Origin of the sequence: Acidithiobacillus sp. 'AMD consortium' (genome assembly GCF_008926505.1) — a bacterium.
Taxonomy (GTDB): Bacteria; Pseudomonadota; Gammaproteobacteria; order Acidithiobacillales; family Acidithiobacillaceae; genus Acidithiobacillus; species Acidithiobacillus ferridurans.
In genome coordinates this window covers 762,893-779,778 of sequence record NZ_CP044411.1, presented here as the reverse complement: position 1 = coordinate 779,778, position 16,886 = coordinate 762,893, and the positions used below count along the sequence as shown (strand labels likewise).

General features: G+C 60.9%; 18 protein-coding genes and 1 tRNA gene. 8 read left to right on the top strand and 11 right to left on the bottom strand.

All coding sequences use genetic code 11. The features are described 5' to 3' along the window. Positions 1 to 7 precede the first annotated feature (7 nt). The 6 genes from F6A13_RS04135 to F6A13_RS04110 all read right to left on the bottom strand — a co-directional run bounded on the left by F6A13_RS04135 (position 8) and on the right by F6A13_RS04110 (position 4,603). Positions 8 to 1,063 carry an AI-2E family transporter gene (locus F6A13_RS04135; protein ID WP_126605037.1) on the bottom strand — a complete coding sequence of 352 codons (1,056 nt, stop codon included), beginning with the start codon at positions 1,061 to 1,063 and terminating at the stop codon, positions 8 to 10. Between the two features lie 6 nt (positions 1,064 to 1,069). Further along, positions 1,070 to 2,308 (bottom strand): malic enzyme-like NAD(P)-binding protein, encoded by a 1,239-nt coding sequence (locus F6A13_RS04130; RefSeq protein WP_126605035.1) that lies wholly within the window; start codon positions 2,306 to 2,308, stop codon positions 1,070 to 1,072. Positions 2,309 to 2,314: 6 nt separating this feature from the next. Further along, positions 2,315 to 2,521, bottom strand: a complete 207-nt coding sequence (gene rpmE / locus F6A13_RS04125) for a 50S ribosomal protein L31 (protein WP_012536269.1) — start codon at positions 2,519 to 2,521, stop codon at positions 2,315 to 2,317. A 74-nt stretch (positions 2,522 to 2,595) separates the two neighbouring features. Beyond that, the gene (gene rho, locus F6A13_RS04120; RefSeq protein ID WP_012536268.1) at positions 2,596 to 3,852 is read right to left on the bottom strand and encodes a transcription termination factor Rho; all 1,257 of its coding nucleotides are present in this window, start codon (positions 3,850 to 3,852) and stop codon (positions 2,596 to 2,598) included. Positions 3,853 to 3,968: 116 nt separating this feature from the next. Then, on the bottom strand, positions 3,969 to 4,295 hold the full coding sequence (gene trxA, locus F6A13_RS04115; RefSeq protein WP_113527100.1) for a thioredoxin TrxA: 327 nt from the start codon (positions 4,293 to 4,295) through the stop codon (positions 3,969 to 3,971). A gap of 215 nt (positions 4,296 to 4,510) precedes the next feature. Continuing rightward, positions 4,511 to 4,603, bottom strand: a tRNA-Ser gene (locus F6A13_RS04110). 98 nt (positions 4,604 to 4,701) lie between these two features. Between F6A13_RS04110 and F6A13_RS04105 the strand changes: the two genes are divergently transcribed. From F6A13_RS04105 to F6A13_RS04080, 6 genes are all read left to right on the top strand, one after another. Then, complete coding sequence (locus F6A13_RS04105; protein WP_113527101.1) at positions 4,702 to 5,418, top strand: ABC transporter ATP-binding protein; 717 nt, start codon at positions 4,702 to 4,704, stop codon at positions 5,416 to 5,418. A gap of 62 nt (positions 5,419 to 5,480) precedes the next feature. Next, the gene (locus F6A13_RS04100; RefSeq protein WP_264158139.1) at positions 5,481 to 7,922 is read left to right on the top strand and encodes an ABC transporter permease; all 2,442 of its coding nucleotides are present in this window, start codon (positions 5,481 to 5,483) and stop codon (positions 7,920 to 7,922) included. After that, on the top strand, positions 7,915 to 9,057 hold the full coding sequence (locus F6A13_RS04095; protein ID WP_126605032.1) for a lipocalin-like domain-containing protein: 1,143 nt from the start codon (positions 7,915 to 7,917) through the stop codon (positions 9,055 to 9,057). Before F6A13_RS04100 ends, F6A13_RS04095 begins: the two co-directional genes overlap by 8 nt. A gap of 135 nt (positions 9,058 to 9,192) precedes the next feature. After that, entirely contained in the window at positions 9,193 to 9,948 is a 756-nt protein-coding gene (locus tag F6A13_RS04090) for a HesA/MoeB/ThiF family protein (protein ID WP_126605030.1), read from the top strand. Further along, the gene (locus F6A13_RS04085; RefSeq protein ID WP_126605028.1) at positions 9,945 to 10,295 is read left to right on the top strand and encodes a hypothetical protein; all 351 of its coding nucleotides are present in this window, start codon (positions 9,945 to 9,947) and stop codon (positions 10,293 to 10,295) included. Before F6A13_RS04090 ends, F6A13_RS04085 begins: the two co-directional genes overlap by 4 nt. After that, positions 10,288 to 11,064: an endonuclease/exonuclease/phosphatase family protein gene (locus F6A13_RS04080; protein WP_113527106.1), complete on the top strand. Its 777-nt coding sequence runs from the start codon at positions 10,288 to 10,290 to the stop codon at positions 11,062 to 11,064. The genes F6A13_RS04085 and F6A13_RS04080 overlap by 8 nt, the downstream gene beginning before the upstream one ends. On the opposite strand, the gene F6A13_RS04075 is transcribed toward F6A13_RS04080, so the two are convergent. Beyond that, complete coding sequence (locus tag F6A13_RS04075) at positions 11,009 to 11,512, bottom strand: LEA type 2 family protein (RefSeq protein WP_126605026.1); 504 nt, start codon at positions 11,510 to 11,512, stop codon at positions 11,009 to 11,011. The genes F6A13_RS04080 and F6A13_RS04075 overlap by 56 nt on opposite strands. A gap of 44 nt (positions 11,513 to 11,556) precedes the next feature. On the opposite strand from F6A13_RS04075, the gene F6A13_RS04070 reads away from it, so the two are divergent. Together F6A13_RS04070 and F6A13_RS04065 are read left to right on the top strand one after the other, a co-directional pair. After that, a complete protein-coding gene (locus F6A13_RS04070) occupies positions 11,557 to 12,693 on the top strand; it encodes an ABC transporter permease (RefSeq protein ID WP_113527108.1) in 1,137 nt (378 codons plus the stop codon). After that, positions 12,693 to 13,544: an ABC transporter ATP-binding protein gene (locus F6A13_RS04065; protein ID WP_126605024.1), complete on the top strand. Its 852-nt coding sequence runs from the start codon at positions 12,693 to 12,695 to the stop codon at positions 13,542 to 13,544. The genes F6A13_RS04070 and F6A13_RS04065 overlap by 1 nt, the downstream gene beginning before the upstream one ends. Here the strand turns inward: F6A13_RS04065 and F6A13_RS04060 are convergent. Genes F6A13_RS04060 through F6A13_RS04045 form a run of 4 tightly spaced genes read right to left on the bottom strand, consistent with a single transcriptional unit; the run spans position 13,477 to position 16,859 of the window. Further along, on the bottom strand, positions 13,477 to 14,094 hold the full coding sequence (locus tag F6A13_RS04060) for a flavin prenyltransferase UbiX (protein ID WP_113527110.1): 618 nt from the start codon (positions 14,092 to 14,094) through the stop codon (positions 13,477 to 13,479). The genes F6A13_RS04065 and F6A13_RS04060 overlap by 68 nt on opposite strands. A 31-nt stretch (positions 14,095 to 14,125) precedes the next feature. After that, positions 14,126 to 15,493, bottom strand: coding sequence for a UDP-N-acetylmuramate:L-alanyl-gamma-D-glutamyl-meso-diaminopimelate ligase (gene mpl / locus F6A13_RS04055; RefSeq protein ID WP_126605022.1), 1,368 nt, complete (start codon positions 15,491 to 15,493; stop codon positions 14,126 to 14,128). Positions 15,494 to 15,505: 12 nt separating this feature from the next. Next, positions 15,506 to 16,084 carry a hypothetical protein gene (locus F6A13_RS04050; RefSeq protein ID WP_225981948.1) on the bottom strand — a complete coding sequence of 193 codons (579 nt, stop codon included), beginning with the start codon at positions 16,082 to 16,084 and terminating at the stop codon, positions 15,506 to 15,508. Next, positions 16,077 to 16,859 carry a thiazole synthase gene (locus tag F6A13_RS04045; protein ID WP_113527113.1) on the bottom strand — a complete coding sequence of 261 codons (783 nt, stop codon included), beginning with the start codon at positions 16,857 to 16,859 and terminating at the stop codon, positions 16,077 to 16,079. The genes F6A13_RS04050 and F6A13_RS04045 overlap by 8 nt, the downstream gene beginning before the upstream one ends. Positions 16,860 to 16,886 lie beyond the last annotated feature (27 nt).

The following is a 16,886-nucleotide window of genomic DNA, read 5'->3' as shown; positions in this document are numbered from 1 at the left end:
CGGACATTCAACCTTGTGGCGCAGCAGGCGCTGGCCGCAACCACTCATTCCAGATCGCCAACAGCACGGCCAGCAGCACCGGCCCCAGAAACAGACCGAGGAAGCCGAAGGCGAGAATGCCGCCCAGCACCCCGAATAGAACCAGCAGAAATGGAATCCGTACCGCGTTGGAAATCACCAGCGGGCGGATCAGGTTATCGATCCAGCTCACCACCAGCGCACCCCACAGGGCCAGGCCCACTCCCGCCCAAATCTCGCCCTGAGATAGCAACCAGATGCTCGCAGCCCCCCAGACCAGCGGGGTACCGAAGGGGATAAAGGAAAACAGCAGGGTGACGGCAGCCAGCAGTACGGGTGCGGGCAGCCCCGCCACCCAGTAACCCAATCCCGACAGCGTCCCCTGCGCCACTGCAGTCGCCAGAATGCCATAAATCACCGCACGGATGGTGCTGGCCACCGTCCGCAGATAAGCATCGCCCCGCTGTCCCAGCACCTGACCGACAAAACGGCGCAACTGGTCCACCAGCACTTCACCATGCCGGTAGAAGAAAAAGGCGGTGATGAGAACAAGTATAAGCAAAGTACCGAAACGACCGATCCCACCCGCAACGCTGCCCAGCCGCCCCGCCCAGGCGGAAAGGTCGGGGGTCAGGGCACCGGGCATCAGTTTCGTCTTCCAGGCTGCAGGAATCTGCGCGAACAGATCATGCAGCCAGGGTATTCGATTCAGACTTGATTCCAGGGTCGTGTGTGCATCCACTCTACCGAGATCGGTCAGTACATGGTGCAACTCCGCCCCCAGGCTGATGCTCAGGAAAATTACGGGAAGAATAAAAATCAGCGCCAACAGGAGCGTGGCGCCTACTGCTGCCGGCACGGGCGGCCAATGTCGGCGCATGGGACCAGCCAGCGGCCAGGTCGCATAAACAAGAATGGCGGCCCAGCCCAGGGCTGGCAAAAAGGGAGAAAGAATTTTCCAGACAAGGGCAAAAAACAAAATGGCGGCAAGCAGTTGGCCGAAGGCGAATCGCAGATCGCGAACCGTCAGATCCGCGAGACGCATCGTGACTCAGCGCCGCGCGACGCCGCTTTCCCGGGCGGCAGTGGTTACCGCGCCAGAGACCCACGGCCGTAGGCGGGGGTCCAGAGCTTTAGGGATAATGTACTCGGGACCAAAGGTCAGACCTTGCGGTGCAGTCAGCCCGTAAACGGCCTGCACAGCGTCCGGCACCGGCTCCCGCGCTAGCTTCGCCAAAGCATCCACGGCCGCCAGCAACATGGGCTGGTTGATCTGCCGAGCCCGGCAATCCAGTGCGCCGCGGAAGAGGAAGGGAAAGCCCAACACGTTGTTGACCTGATTGGGCATATCCGATCGACCCGTGGCGATGATGGCGTCGGGACGCAGGCGCCGCGCCAGGGCGGGGTCCACCTCAGGATCGGGATTGGCGAGCGCAAAAATTACCGGCTTGGGCGCCAGCGCTAGCAACGCGGCTTCCGGAATGGCGCCGCGCGCAGAGACGCCGATGACTACATCGGCGCCACGCAACATCGCCACCAGATCCCAGTCCTGGGGTGCCACAGCAAAAGGTTTATGCCATTGGGTGAGATCCGTACGTTTGCTGTGCAGCACTCCATGCAAATCGCTCAGGAAGATATCCGCCACCCCCAGTGCCCGCAACATATGCGCAATGGCAATTCCGGCGGCACCAGCACCCACAATAGCGACCTTGGCGCGACCCAACTCCTTACCCTGCAATTCCAGTGCATTTTGCAACGCCGCAGCCACGATCACTGCCGTACCATGCTGATCATCGTGAAATACGGGAATATCCAGCATGGCCTGCAAGGCTTCTTCCACCTGAAAACATACGGGCGCACCGATATCCTCCAGGTTGATACCCCCAAAACCTGGGGCGATGGCCGCCACCACGTCGATGAGATGTTCGGCGTCGCGCGCCTGCACTTCGATATCAAACGCGTCAATATCCGCGAAGCGCTTGAAAAGCAGCGCCTTGCCTTCCATGACGGGCTTACCCGCCAACGGCCCGACATTACCCAGGCCGAGCACTGCCGTACCGTTGCTGATAACGGCCACCAGGTTACCCTTGGCCGTATAGTCGTAAGCCTTATCCGGGTCGGCGACGATCTCCCGCACCGGGGCCGCCACTCCTGGCGTGTACGCCAGAGACAGGTCTTCGGGACTGGCGCAGGGTTTGCTTGGCTCGACGGAAAGCTTACCTGCCGGCATACGGGCGTGATAGTCCAGCGACCGGCGCCGCAAATCCGCCTGAGGATCGGCCTCCACCATCCCGATTTACTGCCCGCCGCCGTAACGCTTGCGGAATTTCTCTACCTGGCCCGCAGCGGAAACCGCACGCTGTTTACCCGTGTAAAAAGGATGGCATTCGGAGCAGAGATCAATATGCAGGTCGCGGTTCGCCGTCGAGCGCGTCTTGAAAACGTTGCCGCAACTACAGGTGACGGTGATCTCTTCGTACTTGGGGTGAATATTGCTTTTCATGTTAGCTACTCTCGGGCCTTGATACAAAGAGGCGAATTATAGGGATGGAGGGGGCGGGCGTCCAGCAGGCCCGCTCAACGGTTCATGGAGTCAAAGAACTCTGCGTTATTTTTGGTGCTGCGCACCTTGTCGAGCAGAAACTCCATGGATTCCACCGGGTCCATGGGCGCGAGCAATTTGCGCAATACCCACATTTTGCTGAGCATCTCGGCAGGGACCAGCAGTTCTTCACGACGGGTGCCGGATTTGTTCAGGTTGATGGCCGGGTAAGTACGTTTCTCGGCTAGACGCCGGTCGAGATGTACTTCCATATTGCCCGTGCCCTTGAACTCCTCGAAGATGACTTCGTCCATCTTGGAACCGGTTTCCACCAGCGCCGTGGCGATGATGGTGAGGCTGCCACCCTCTTCGATGTTGCGTGCGGCGCCAAAGAAGCGCTTGGGCTTCTGCAGCGCATTGGCATCCACACCGCCGGTCAGCACCTTGCCGGAAGACGGCACTACAGTGTTGAAGGCGCGCGCCAGGCGGGTGATGGAGTCGAGCAGGATGACCACATCGTGCTTGTGCTCCACCAGGCGTTTGGCCTTTTCCAGGACGATTTCCGCAACCTGAGTGTGGCGCGTCGCCGGTTCGTCAAAGGTGGAAGAGACCACCTCTCCCTTCACCGAGCGCTGCATCTCTGTCACTTCTTCTGGACGCTCGTCGATCAGCAGCACGATCAGATAGCATTCCGGATGGTTGGCGGTGATGGCGTGGGCAATCTGCTGCAACAACACCGTCTTGCCGGTTTTGGGCGGAGCGACGATCAGACCGCGCTGGCCCTTGCCGATGGGCGAGACCAGATCGATGATCCGCGGTGCCATTTCGCCGTAAGGTACCGCGTCGTATTCCAGGCGCAAACGCTCGTCCGGGAACAAAGGCGTCAAATCGTCAAAATTGACTTTGTTGCGGGTTGCTTCCGGCGCTTCGAAATTGATGCTCTCCACCTTGAGCAGCGCGAAATAGCGTTCACCCTCTTTGGGAGGGCGAATCTGGCCGGAAACCGTGTCTCCGGTCTGCAGGTGAAAGCGCCGTACCTGCGAGGGCGAGACATAGATGTCATCCGGCCCCGCCATATAAGACCCGGAAGCGGCACGCAGAAAGCCAAAACCATCCTGCAGAATTTCCAGCACACCCTCGCCGTAAATGGCGTCGCCATTGCGGGCGTGCGCCTTGAGGATATTGAAAATGATTTCCTGTTTCTTCTGACGGGCGGTACCCTCCAACCCCATGTCCTGGCAGATCACCGCCAGATCAGCGGCCGTTTTGCGTTTGAGGTCGGTCAGATTCATCGCCGCAGCGCCAGGTGGCGGACAAAGCGCGTTCTCGTCTTCGTCGTCTACCAGAATATCTTCGTTGGGAAAGGACTTGGGCGTCCGGGGAGGTTTACGGCGGGGACGTGGCATATTCAAAGTTGGCTATCCAGGAATGTGGTCAGTTGGGCTTTGCTCAGGGCACCCACTTTGGTCGCTTCAAGCTTGCCAGCCTTGAAAAGGAGCAGTGTGGGAATACCGCGAATACCGTACTGAGGGGGGGTATTGGGATTTTCGTCGATATTGAATTTGGCAACCTGCAGGCGGTCGGCATATTCATCAGCGACCTCTTCCAGAATGGGGGCAATCATTTTGCAAGGTCCGCACCATTCGGCCCAGAAATCGACCAATACCGGTTTGGGGGACTTCAATACATCCGTTTCAAAGCTGTCATCAGACACATAAAGAATGGCGTCACTCATTGGAGAGAGCTCCTCAGTCAGTTGGGTACAGCGCTTCGGTGGATATTCATGAGATTTTTATCATTCGAGGGATTTAACCCGAGACCACATGCGCCGGATGGCGCCCGCAGATAAGTACTTCTTTCAGTCCATAAGATGATTGAAGGATAGCACGATACAACAGGGATGCAAGAGCGATGGATGGTCACTTTCGTTAGGATTTAAGCCAGTAAGGGTGGCGGAGAGAGAGGGATTCGAACCCTCGATGGAGTGTTTAGCCCCATACTCCCTTAGCAGGGGAGCGCCTTCAGCCGCTCGGCCATCTCTCCGGTAGTGGGATTCTAACCTGTCGCGCGGGCTCAGGTCAAAACCCGATGCACCGCCCTTGTCCTGAAGACCGGTATAGTCGCCGTTGCGGGCTTGGCGTATGGTAAACCATCTGCGTTGGGCAAAACTTGGAAAGGATGGCGTGACGGCACTTCTGGTTCTGAACAATCTGGCAAAACGACTTCCCGGAGACCCGCAGCGCTGGTTATTCCGCAATGCGAGCCTCCACCTAGCACCAGCAGACTTTGTAGCCGTCATGGGGGAAAGCGGCGTTGGCAAAAGCACCCTGCTCCATATTATTGCCGGCCTGGATCGCCCCGATGCGGGACACATGACTTTCAAGGGGCAATCGCTCGACACCCTGGATGACGATGCACGTACGCTCCTGCGGCGGCGGTACATGGGTTTTGTGTTTCAGGCCTTCCATCTGATCCCGCAATTGACCGTAGAGGAAAACATCGCCCTGCCCTGGCGACTGAACGGCCTGCCCCGGCGCGACATGAATCGGCGGGTTAAAACTCTGGTAGAACGGCTCGGCATCGGCAGTCACCTGAATGCCTGGCCACGGGAGCTTTCTGGCGGCGAGATGCAGCGGGTTGCGGTAGCGCGTGCGGTAGTACATCGCCCGTCGCTGATCCTGGCGGACGAACCGACGGGGAGCCTCGATGCCGAATCTGCGGAAACCGTGCTCAGCCTCCTGCGTGAGGTGGGAGAAGCAGAGGCGGCGGCTATTGTGCTGGTGACCCATTCGGCGACTGCGGCAGACTGGGCGCAACGCCGACTGCGTTTCGACGCGCAGGGCTTCCATCCCCTGTGATCACCCGGATTCCATGGCAAGCGGCCGTATGGCGCCCCCTCCGCCAGAGGCCGGGGGCGAGCGTGCTGGCGATCATCGGCATTGCGCTGGGGGTCGCGCTGGGACTGGCCATTGCCCTCATCAACATCCAGGCCGTAAGCGATTTTTCTGCCGGGCTGCGACGTCTGTCGGGGCAGGCCGATCTGACCCTGACGGCGCCGGGACAGGGTTTTTCCGAACAATGGTATGTGCGCCTGAGTATGGCCAGAGATGTAGCCGTGGCTACTCCGGAAATCCGCTTGCAGGCGCAGGTACTGCATCCTGCCCGGAAGGGCATGCTCCCCATTCTCGGCATTGACGCCTTCCAGGCGGCGCGCATGGGACAACCGCTGCTACCTTTCCATCTGCATAGCCCGCTTGCCCTGCTGACCCCCGACCACATTGCCCTGAGCCCGGCGGCACTGACGAATCTCGGCCTGCGGGTAGGGGATACGCTGACGCTCGACGCGGACGGACAGCCACGCACACTGCGAATCATCGGCGAACTGCCGGGTGTGGGCAGCAGCGAAGCATTCGGCGTCATGGATATTGCGGCAGTACAGTGGCTGTGGGGAAGGATCGGCACCCTCAATCAGGTCGACCTGCGTCTGGACCCCGGAATACCCGTCGCGCATTTTCTCGCGCGATGGCAGGGGCATTTGCCGGTCGGCGCTGTGTTACAAAGCCCGGAGCAGCAGGGACACGTGGCTGCGGATGCTTCGCGCGCCTATCGCGTGAACCTGCTGGTACTATCGCTGGTAGCGCTGTTTACCGGAGCTTTTCTCGTCTATTCCACCCTGGCCATGGGGGTAGTGCGGCAACGGCAGCAACTGGCCCTGTTGCGGGTCCTGGGCCTGCGCCGTCGGGAAGTCGTACTGGCCGTATTGTTGCAGGGTGCGACGTTGGGTCTGCCGGGCGCGCTGCTGGGTCTGCCGCTGGGCGTGCTGGCGGCTTGGCTGGCCCTGGCACACATGGGTGGCGACCTCGGAGCAGGATATTTCCGTGCCACGGCTTTGCACTTGCAATGGCATCCGGGACTCCTGCTGATCTTTTTCGTGGCGGGCCTGGGAGCGGCGCTGACCGGCGCCTTATTACCGGCTTGGGAAACCAGCCGGGCGATCCCCGCCCTGGCGTTGCGAGCCGGCTCTGAAGAGCAGGCCCATCAGCAGCACCAGCATCCCTGGGTAGGTCTGCTGCTCTTGGGACTGGCCTTGGCCGGGTCGTTGGCGCCGGCCATCCACGGCATTCCCTATCTAGCTTACGGCGCGGTAGCCTGCCTGCTCTTTGCCCTGCTCTTTTTACTGGCACCGCTCCTGCGCGCACTGACCAGGCTCTTTCCCCTGCCCCATGCACCGGTCTGGCGTCTGGCCCTGGCACAACTGCGGGGCGCACCGGGGCGGGCGGCGCAAAGCCTGGCTGCAGTGGTAGTGGCCTTTAGTCTGGTCGTGGCCATGGCGGTGATGGTAGGTTCATTCCGTGACTCCGTCGCCAACTGGTTGACCGACATTTTACGCGCGGATCTCTATGTGCAGGCCGGGATGAATAGAGACTCACTCCTCCCCCATGGCGCGGCGCACCAGCTTTGCGCACTGCCCGACGTCCGCGCCTGCTCGCCTCTGCGGCGGGTCACTCTGAATTTGTTGCCGGGGCACCCGCCGGTGACGCTTCTCGCGCGGGGCATGAACATCAGCGATCCGGAGCGGGAATTGCAGATGCTCCATGCGATCAAGGTCGGGCCACAACAGCCACCGCCGGTGTGGATTTCGGAGATTCTGGCAGGTATCAGTGGCTGGCGGACAGGACAGGTGATCCATCTGCCGCTGGGTGGGCAGGAGCGGACGGTGATCATCGCCGGCATCTATCGGGATTACGCCTATCAGGAGGGTTCAGTGTCTATACCCATTCAGCAATACCGTACATGGTCCGGAGACGATGCGGTCAATGGCGTCGCCCTTTGGCTGCGTCCCGGCACTGCGATACCGGCTGCCATCCGCAAGTTGCGGCAGACATTGCCCGATGGTGGTCAATTACTGATCGCGACTCCCAAAGAAATTCGCAGCAAGAGCCTACAGATATTCAACCAGAGCTTTATCGCCACCTATGCACTGGAGGCTGTCGCCATGGTGATTGGGCTACTGGGGGTGAGCAGCGGCTTCGGGGCGCAGACGCTCATGCGCCGCAGCGAATTTGCCATGCTCCGGCATCTGGGTCTGCGGCGGCGGGACCTGCTCACCTTGCTTTTTGCCGAGGGCAGCGTCCTTTCGCTACTCGGAATATTCATCGGCGGCGCACTGGGGATGGCCATCAGCATCATCCTGATCGAGGTAGTCAATCCCCAGTCTTTCCATTGGCACATGGGCTTTCATCCATCCTGGCGCCTATTACTGACCCTGAGCGCTATCCTCTGGCTGGCGAGCACGGCCACCATGGTGCTGGCTGGACGGCGGGCGGTCCGGCATACCTCCGCAGTGCTGCGCGATGATTAGTCATTTCTGGTCTGGATTACCGCGTAAAGGGATATATTCTGGTCTTCTGGTACTGTGCTGCGGGCTCTGTGGACCAGTGCAGGCCGAATCCGGTCTGCCGGGGACACCCCTGCCTTTACAGCCCACCCCGGATGTGAAGGTCACCCCGCAGTACCCCATGCAATTCCCCAACGCCCTGGGCAGTCACCCGAATTTCCCCATTGAATGGTGGTATGTAACGGGCTGGCTGCATAACGCATCGGGAAAACAGCTGGGATTTCAGATCACCTTTTTCCGGGTCCGGCCCGCTGAAGTCTGGGCGAACCCCAGCGCCTTCAATCCCGGTGAACTGCTTTTTGCCGAAGCGGCGCTGAGCGATCCGCGCATCGGGCATCTGCTCACCGCGCAACGGACGGCGCGCGCGGGTCTCGGGTTGGCAGGGGCGGATCGAGACCATACCGATGTCTGGATTCGCCATTGGTATCTGCGCCAGCAGGGGCAGGCTTACGAAACACATATCAACGGCAGAAAAATCCGTTATCGACTGCGATTCACGCCAACCCAACCCGTGCTGCTCGAAGGTCTCCAGGGCATCAGCCGGAAGGGTCCAGACCCGAAGAATGCCAGCTACTACTACAGTCTTCCACATCTGAAGGTCAGCGGGACGGTGGACATTAAAGGACGGCGTGAGCCCGTCAGCGGGGAGGCGTGGCTGGATCACGAATGGTCGGCGGCGTACCTGCCCAAACAGGCTGTCGGTTGGGATTGGCTGGGGGTCAATCTGAAGAATGGCGGTGCCCTCATGGTCTTCATGATGCGCCGCGCCGACGGTGCGCCCTTCTGGCTGGCAGGTACAGAGCGCAATGCGCAGGGCCAGGTACACTACATTCCGGCCAAAGACATCCGCATGCAGCCCTCCGATTGGTGGCGGTCGCCGCAAACCGGTATACGCTACCCCGTGCGCTGGCAGATGCAGGTGGGAAACCTGCATTTCGCTATCGTCCCGCTCATGGACAATCAGGAATTCGACGCCAGCCGCAGCAGCGGCACCGTCTACTGGGAAGGGGCCGTGCGCGCCGTGACCGGCCGACAGACCGTAGGGAGGGGATATCTGGAACTCACCGGCTATGGCGGCCGTCTGGCGCTGGGTCAATGAGGCCATCGGCGAAGCATTGCGTAACTGGAGCAAATTCTTCCGCGTTGCTACACTGAATGCATGCTCAATGAAAGCGCCCTGCCGCCGCAACAACCGTTTCCGGAGCGCCACACTGGATGCGCATCATCCCGAACCATGACTGATACCCTCGACGACGCTGCACTGCTGCGTTATGCGCGCCAGATTCTTTTGCCGGAAATCGACATTGCCGGACAACAGGCGCTGGCGGCCAGCCGGGTGCTGATCATCGGCATGGGCGGCCTGGGCTGCCCGGCCGCCCAGTATCTCGCGGCCGCGGGCGTCGGCAACCTGACCCTCTGCGATGGAGATCAGGTCGATCTCAGCAATCTGCAACGCCAGATTCTCTATGGCGAGGCCGACCTGGGACGCCTCAAAGCGTTGGCCGCACGCGATCGACTGCGCGCCATGAACCAGCAGATTCGGGTCAGCGCCTGGGTGGAATCAGCGCAACCCGAGTCTCTTGCCGCGGCACTGGACACCCACGATGTGGTACTGGATTGCACCGACAACTTCGGCAGCAGGCACGCCATCAACCGCGCCTGCCGTAATGCTGGTAAACCTTTGGTCAGTGCCGCGGCCATCCGTTGGGAAGGGCAACTCGCCGTCTTTGATTTTCGTGTATCGGAAAGCGCCTGCTATGCCTGTCTCTACCCGGACGGCGTAGAGGATACCGAAGATACCTGCTCACGCAGCGGCGTCCTTGGCCCACTCCTCGGGGTACTTGGCAGCATGCAGGCGGCAGAAGCCATCCGCCTGCTATGCACCGGCCATTCCCCGCTGGCCGGACAACTCCTGCTGGTGGATGCGCAAAGCTGGCAGTGGCGGCAGATCGCCCTGCGCCGCGACCCGGCCTGCGGCGTCTGCGCATGAGGCGCCTGAAACTGCCACGCACCCTGGCCAACGCCTTGCTCGCCGACCTGCAATCCGGTGTTGGCGAAGGACTTATCGGCGCTACCGCCGACATGCCCGTCTCCGTCTATCCCTGCCCACCGGCGGACTTTGCCGCAGCGTCCGCGTTGATCCAGTCCCGTGGCGAAACATCTTTCGCACATTACGCCCATGCCGCCGCGCCGATCGCGGATATCGTCCCCATCGACACGCCCTATCAGATATTACTCGCAGCGGATACCAAAGGGGTGATCCTCCTGCGCGCCTTCACCCGCACGGGGGATGGCGCCCCCTGGCAGGAACTCGATATCGAACTCGACCATGACTGAGACCTCAGAGTTTTCTGTGACGTCCTTCAACATCCAGGTGGGTATCGGCTCCCACCGCGCCCGGCACATGTTTCTGCACGGCTGGAAGTACGTGATGCCGCATGGCCAGAGTCTGCGCAACCTGGAGCGGATCGCCGCGGTTCTGGAGGGAACCGACATCGCCGGACTCAACGAGGTCGATGCCGGCTCTTTTCGCAGCCAGTATGTCAATCAGGCGGGTTTTCTCGCTGACCGAGCCCATTTCCCTTACTGGGCGCAACAACGTACCCGCGACTTTGGCGACTTTGCCCAGCATAGCAACGGCATTCTCTCCCGCTGGCCGATCGAAGAGACCATCGCGCATTCCCTGCCCAGCTTCATGAAAGGGCGCGGCATGCTGGAAAACCGGATCAACGCCGGTGGAAGATCCCTGACAGTGATCATCACCCACCTCGGCCTCAGCCGTCATGCGCGCCTCGGTCAGATACGCGATCTCGCCCAACGCCTGCGCGGACGCCCAAATCTCATTCTCATGGGCGACCTGAACTGCACGGCGCGTTCCCCGGAAATGCGCATACTCCTCAATGAAAGTGGCCTGCAGGCGCCGCCCTGGAGCCCACCTACCTTTCCCAGCTGGTCACCGCGCTTTTCCTTCGATCACATCCTCTGTAGCCCTGACCTGGAATTCACGATGATTGAAACCGTCACCGAACCGCTCTCCGATCACCTCCCCCTCAAGGCAAAACTGCGCTGGGGCTCGGCGACAGCGGCAGATGCAAAGCACCAGTGACGGTAAAAGGTACCCGCATATCGAACATGCCGGTCACCAGATAACCTTTGACGGTATAGGGGAGTCCCGCCCCGGCGCTGACACTGCCGAGATCCCCCAGCAATGGCAGAAAATTGCCTGTGACCGGGATACTCACCGTGGCGCTACCATAGGCGGGTACAACGATCGGCTTGTCCAGCAATCCGTAAGCCACCTGCCGATCCTGCACATACAGACGCGCCTCTCCCGCCTTGGCACGGAGCGCACTGTCATTGGGGTTGCTGACCTTGAGCGACAGCATAAAAGTCTGCGCGACCAGACCTACCGTTTCGGGCTGAATACTCAGCAACTGCACCTCCGGCTGGTAGGCAGGGAAGGCACCGCAGGCGCTGAGCGGCAGCGCGACCAGCAGTGCGGCCCAGCAGCGAAACCGTTGGGTGATGCGGGAACTTCGTGCGACAATGGCCATCCGAGCACTCCTGCAAACGTCAGTCGTCGAGTATAACCCAGGGAATGACCGAGAAAAGCCCAGACCCACACACCGCTAAAATCAGCGCGCACCAACCGCGATGGGAGTGCGATGATCGAACGCTGCGCCTCAGCGGGCGCTGGACATTGCGGCGCCTCGGCGGGAGATTCGCGGCACAGGAAGCGGCGCTGCGGAACATCGCCCCGGAAATATGCTGGGATCTCTCGGCGGTCGAGGTCCTCGACAGCGCCGGGGCCCTCCTGCTTTGGCAGGCATGGGGCAATCATCTGCCCAAAAACATCCGGATGGCCGACCAGCATCACAACATCTTCGCCCGTCTGGCGGACATCCAGCCCATCACGGCACGGCCCCGGCATCCCTGGCATTTTCTCGACCAGCTCGGCGCCTTCCTGATCGAAACCGGACGCGACCTCTGGGGACTTTTTCTGCTCATGGGCGCTCTGCTGCTGGAGTTCGGGCGTGGCCTGCGCCACCCCCGAAGTTTTCCCTGGCGCGAAATCTCCGCCACCATCGTCAATACCGGGCCGAACTCATTGCCCATCCTCACCCTGATCGGCTTCCTCATCGGCGTGGTGATTTCCTTTCAGTCGGCCTCGACGCTTGCCCAATATGGCGCTAACATTTACATCATCAATATTGCCGGCCTGAGCATACTGCGTGAGTTTGGCCCGCTGATCACCGCGATCATTCTCTCGGGGCGTTCCGGCTCGGCGTTCACCGCGCAAATCGGCGGCATGTGCGTAACCGAAGAACTGGACGCCCTGCGCACTTTCGGTATTCCCCCGATCCGCCGTCTGATTCTGCCCAAGGTCATTGGTCTGGCGCTGGTAATGCCACTACTCGTTCTCTGGACCGACATGGTCGGCCTGTATGGAGCCATGCTCGTGGCCAAAGTGGATCTCGGCATCAGCAACCGTTTCTTTATCGAACAAATGCCCGCCGTAGTTCCCAGCTTCAATTTGTGGCTGGGCGTTGTCAAAGGAGCCCTCTTCGGCGTCCTCATTGCATGGATCGCGGGCTTTCATGGCCTCAAGGTGAAGCCCAATACCACCAGCCTGAGCCGGGAAACCACCAACTCCGTAGTCATGTCCATCACCGTGGTGATCCTTATCGATGCCATTCTTGCCCTGGTTTTTGCCAATACGGGAATCGCCAACTGATGGGCCGCCCCGACGCCATCGTCCTGACCGATATCGCCACCCGGTTCGGAACTCACTGGATTCAGCGGCACCTCGATCTGACCGTTCGCTGCGGAGAGATACTCGCCATCGTCGGCGGCAGTGGCACCGGTAAGACCACGCTGCTGCGCGCCATGATGGGCCTCGTCCCCATCGCTGAAGGACGGATGACCATCCTTGGCGAAAATCCGCAAGCGCTCAATCTGCGCGAACTAATTGCCCTGCGCCAGCGCTGGGGAGTGCTCTTTCAACAGGGAGCCCTGTTCAGCGCCCTGACGGTTTATGAAAATATCGCCTTTCCGCTACTGGAGTGGGGATATCTCAGCCGTTCCGAAATCAGCGATCTGGTGGCTCTGAAGTTGCAAATGGTAGGCCTGAAGCCCAGCGACGCCTGGAAACTGCCGGCGGAGTTGTCGGGAGGAATGGTCAAACGGGTTGCCCTCGCCCGCGCCCTGGCCATGGAAGCGGAGATTCTCTTTCTCGACGAACCCACTTCCGGACTCGACCCTATCGCGGCCGCGGAATTTGACGCCCTGCTCCGGCAGATCCACGGCGATATCGGCTTTACCGTGGTCATGGTCAGTCACGACCTGGACAGCCTCGCCGCCATCGCTGATCGTGTCGCCGTGCTGGCCGACGGCAAGGTGCTGACGGTCGGTTCACTGATAGAGGTTCAACAGGTGCATTCCCCCTACATCCGTGCGTTCTTCCATGGGGAACGTGGCGAACGCCTGCTGACCAGCCTCCGCGCCGCAGAAAAACGCCCTACTCTCCCCAGCGCCGCACAATCCGGTTCGGCAACCCCAGTTGGTCCAGAATCCGCGCCACGATGAAATCCACCAAATCTTCGATTTTTTGGGGGTGGTGGTAAAAACCGGGGCTCGCCGGCAGAATGCATACCCCCATCTGTGCCAGCTTCAGCATATTTTCCAGATGGATCGTCGAGACGGGGCTTTCGCGGGGCACCAGAATGAGTTTCAGGCCTTCTTTCAGCATCACATCGGCGGCGCGCTCGATCAGATTCTCGGACAGCCCGTGGGCAATGGCGGCCAGTGTCCCCCCGGAACAGGGACAGACCACCATGGCCTGAGCCGCATTGGAGCCGGAGGCCACGGGAGACAGCCAGTCATCCTGGGCATAAACCGATAACAGGTCCGGGTCGGCGCCGAACCGTTCATTGAGGAAACGGGTCACCGCCTCAGCCGTATCCGGGAGATCCAGACTCAACTCCTCACGGCAAACCACCCGCGCCGCGTCCGATATCAGCAGATAGACCCGCACCCCGGCGGTCAGGAGCACCTCCACCAGCCGCAATCCATAAGCGGCACCGGAAGCGCCGCTTATCGCCACACAAACCCGATCCTGCCGTCGCCGATCTTCCATTAGCGCTCCTTGACCCGGATGGAACCCGGGATTACGACCCTGCCGGTACATCCCGGCGGGCGAGACGTTCGAGCAGGCGTCCGTGAATCCCGCCGAAGGCACCGTTGCTCATGATGAGTATGTGATCCCCCGGGCGCAATTCTGCGTCCAGCGCCCGCAAGAGCGCGTCCATATCGACATAAACTTGCGCGGCGGAATCCAGGGCTGCCGCCACATCCCAACCCAGATCTGCCGGAGCATAGACAAACGCTCGATCCGCGCCTTGCAAACTTGGTCCCAGCGTCTGCCGGTGCACCCCCATCTTCATGGTATTGGAGCGTGGTTCCAGCACGGCAATCAGACGCCCCGTCCCCGCCATCCGCCCGCGCAGGGCCGTGATGGTGGCAGCGATGGCCGTGGGGTGGTGGGCAAAGTCGTCATACACCGCCACGCCACCAGCCCGTCCACACAGCTCCAGGCGCCGCCGCACCCCCTGAAAGTTGCGCAATGCCACACATCCGACCGCTAGCGGTACCCCGGCATGCCGCGCCGCCAGCAAGGCCGCTAATGCATTATCGGCGTTGAAGGACCCGGCCATCTCCCAACTGACTTGCCCGCGCTCGACGTCCTGCTCCAGCACGGTAAAACGGCTGCCATCCACAGCGTCCAGCCGCACCTGCCACTCACCCGTACCGGCAAAGCGTTGCAGTGGCGTCCAACAACCGCGCTCCAGCACCCGTTTCAGCGCTGGTACTCCATCATTCACGATAACCGCGCCCGCGCCGGGTACGGTGCGCAGCAGGTGGTGAAACTCGGTGATGATCGCCTCTACATCCGGAAATATATCGGCATGGTCGTATTCCAGATTGTTGAGTATCAGCGTCCGCGGGTGATAGTGCACGAACTTGGAACGTTTATCGAAAAAGGCGGTGTCATACTCATCCGCCTCGATCACAAAAAAAGGGCTATCCGTCAGCCGCGCCGACACACCGAAATTGCGCGCCTCCCCACCGATGAGAAACCCCGGATCGAGTCCTGCCTCCTGCAATATCCAGGTCAGGATGGAGGTCGTCGTGGTCTTGCCGTGGGTACCCGCCACGGCCAGTACCCAGCGGCTTTGCAGTATCTCCCGGGACAGCCAGGCGGGACCGGAATCATAGGGTATCTGCCGGTCCAGAACGGCCTCCACACAGAGGTTGCCTCGCGACAGGGCGTTGCCGATGAGCACCAGGTCGGGGACAGGATCCAGTTGAGCGGGATCATAGCCTTCATGGACCATAACCCCTTCACGGGCCAGCAGATCACTCATGGGGGGATAGGTGTGTGCATCCGAACCCGTTACTTGGTGCCCCGCCGCCCGCGCCAGCAACGCGATACCTCCCATGAAAGTCCCGCAGACGCCGAGGACGTGGATATGCATGGTAGGGCGGGCCTAGTGCATGGTACTGCGCGCCGGTGCGCCGAGGCGTTGATCCAGCGCCTGATTGGCGAGTTCATAGAGCGCGTTGAATTTTTCCAGAAGCTCCTGATAACGGGCCATCATCTCCGCCTCTTCCACCAGCACCGGATGATCGTCCAGGGAGCGCGCCAGCATATCCCGGGCCATACCCAGACGTTCCACCACCTCAAAATAGGCCCAGCCGTCCGGTGGCTGGGCGCTGGCCGCCGCGATCTCCTGCTGGTAATACCAGACCAGAGCCGCCCGCGTCACCGCCTGCGCCGCCGTCATCTCCTCCGCCTCGGTCAACTGCCATTCGTGGCTGACCGGCTCCTGCCAATCCAGATAGCTGTGCCAGCGCTGGCCGTTCTCATCCGCCACGAATTCGAAGCGTACGCCCACCCCCTGATCGCCCAGCCGGGCAATCAGCCGCTCCGCCTCGTCCCAGTCTTCCGCATAGTCTGGCACTGCGCCACCGGGCACTGCGCCCATGACCAGGCGCTCCACTGCCTCGACAAATTCCTCGTCAAGGGGGGCGGTACGCGCGTATTCCAAGGCATCATTGCTACTCAAAAAAGAGGCCATCCACAGGGCTGCTGGCGCTGGCATACAGCTTGCGTGGCATGCGCCCCGCCAAAAAGGCCTTACGCCCGGCCTCCACTCCCTGCCGCATCGCCTCGGCCATGAGAATGGGGTCTTTGGCTGCGGCAATGGCGGTGTTCAATAAAACGCCATCACAACCCAGCTCCAGCGCCACCGCCACGTCAGACGCCGTGCCCACGCCCGCATCCACCAGAATCGGTACTGTCGCCTGCTCCAGAATGATGCGCAGATTGTAAGGATTACGAATGCCCAGACCGGAACCGATGGGTGCCGCCAGCGGCATCACCGCCACACAGCCCATCTCCGCAAAGGTCTTGCAGGCCACCGGATCATCCACACTGTAGACCATCACCTCGAAGCCCTCGGCGATGAGGATTTTGGCCGCATCGTAGGTCTGTCGCATATCCGGGTATAGAGTCTGAGGGTCACCGATGACTTCCAGCTTGACCAGTTTCCAGTCACCCAGCTCCCGAGCCAAACGGCAGGTGCGCACCGCATCCTCCGCCGTGTAGCATCCTGCCGTGTTCGGCAGGATGGTAAAGCGGTCCGCCGGGAGAAACTCCAACAGATTAGGTGCGTCTTTACTCTGCCCCAGATTCATCCGGCGCAGTGCCACGGTGACGATCTCCGCGCCAGCCGCGTCGATGGCCGCCCTGGTCTCGGCAAAATCCTTATATTTTCCCGTACCCACCAGCAGACGGGACTGGTACTCCCGCCCTGCAATCACCAAAGGATCCTTACGCATTGTGTTTGTCTTTCGCCTCAAAAAAGG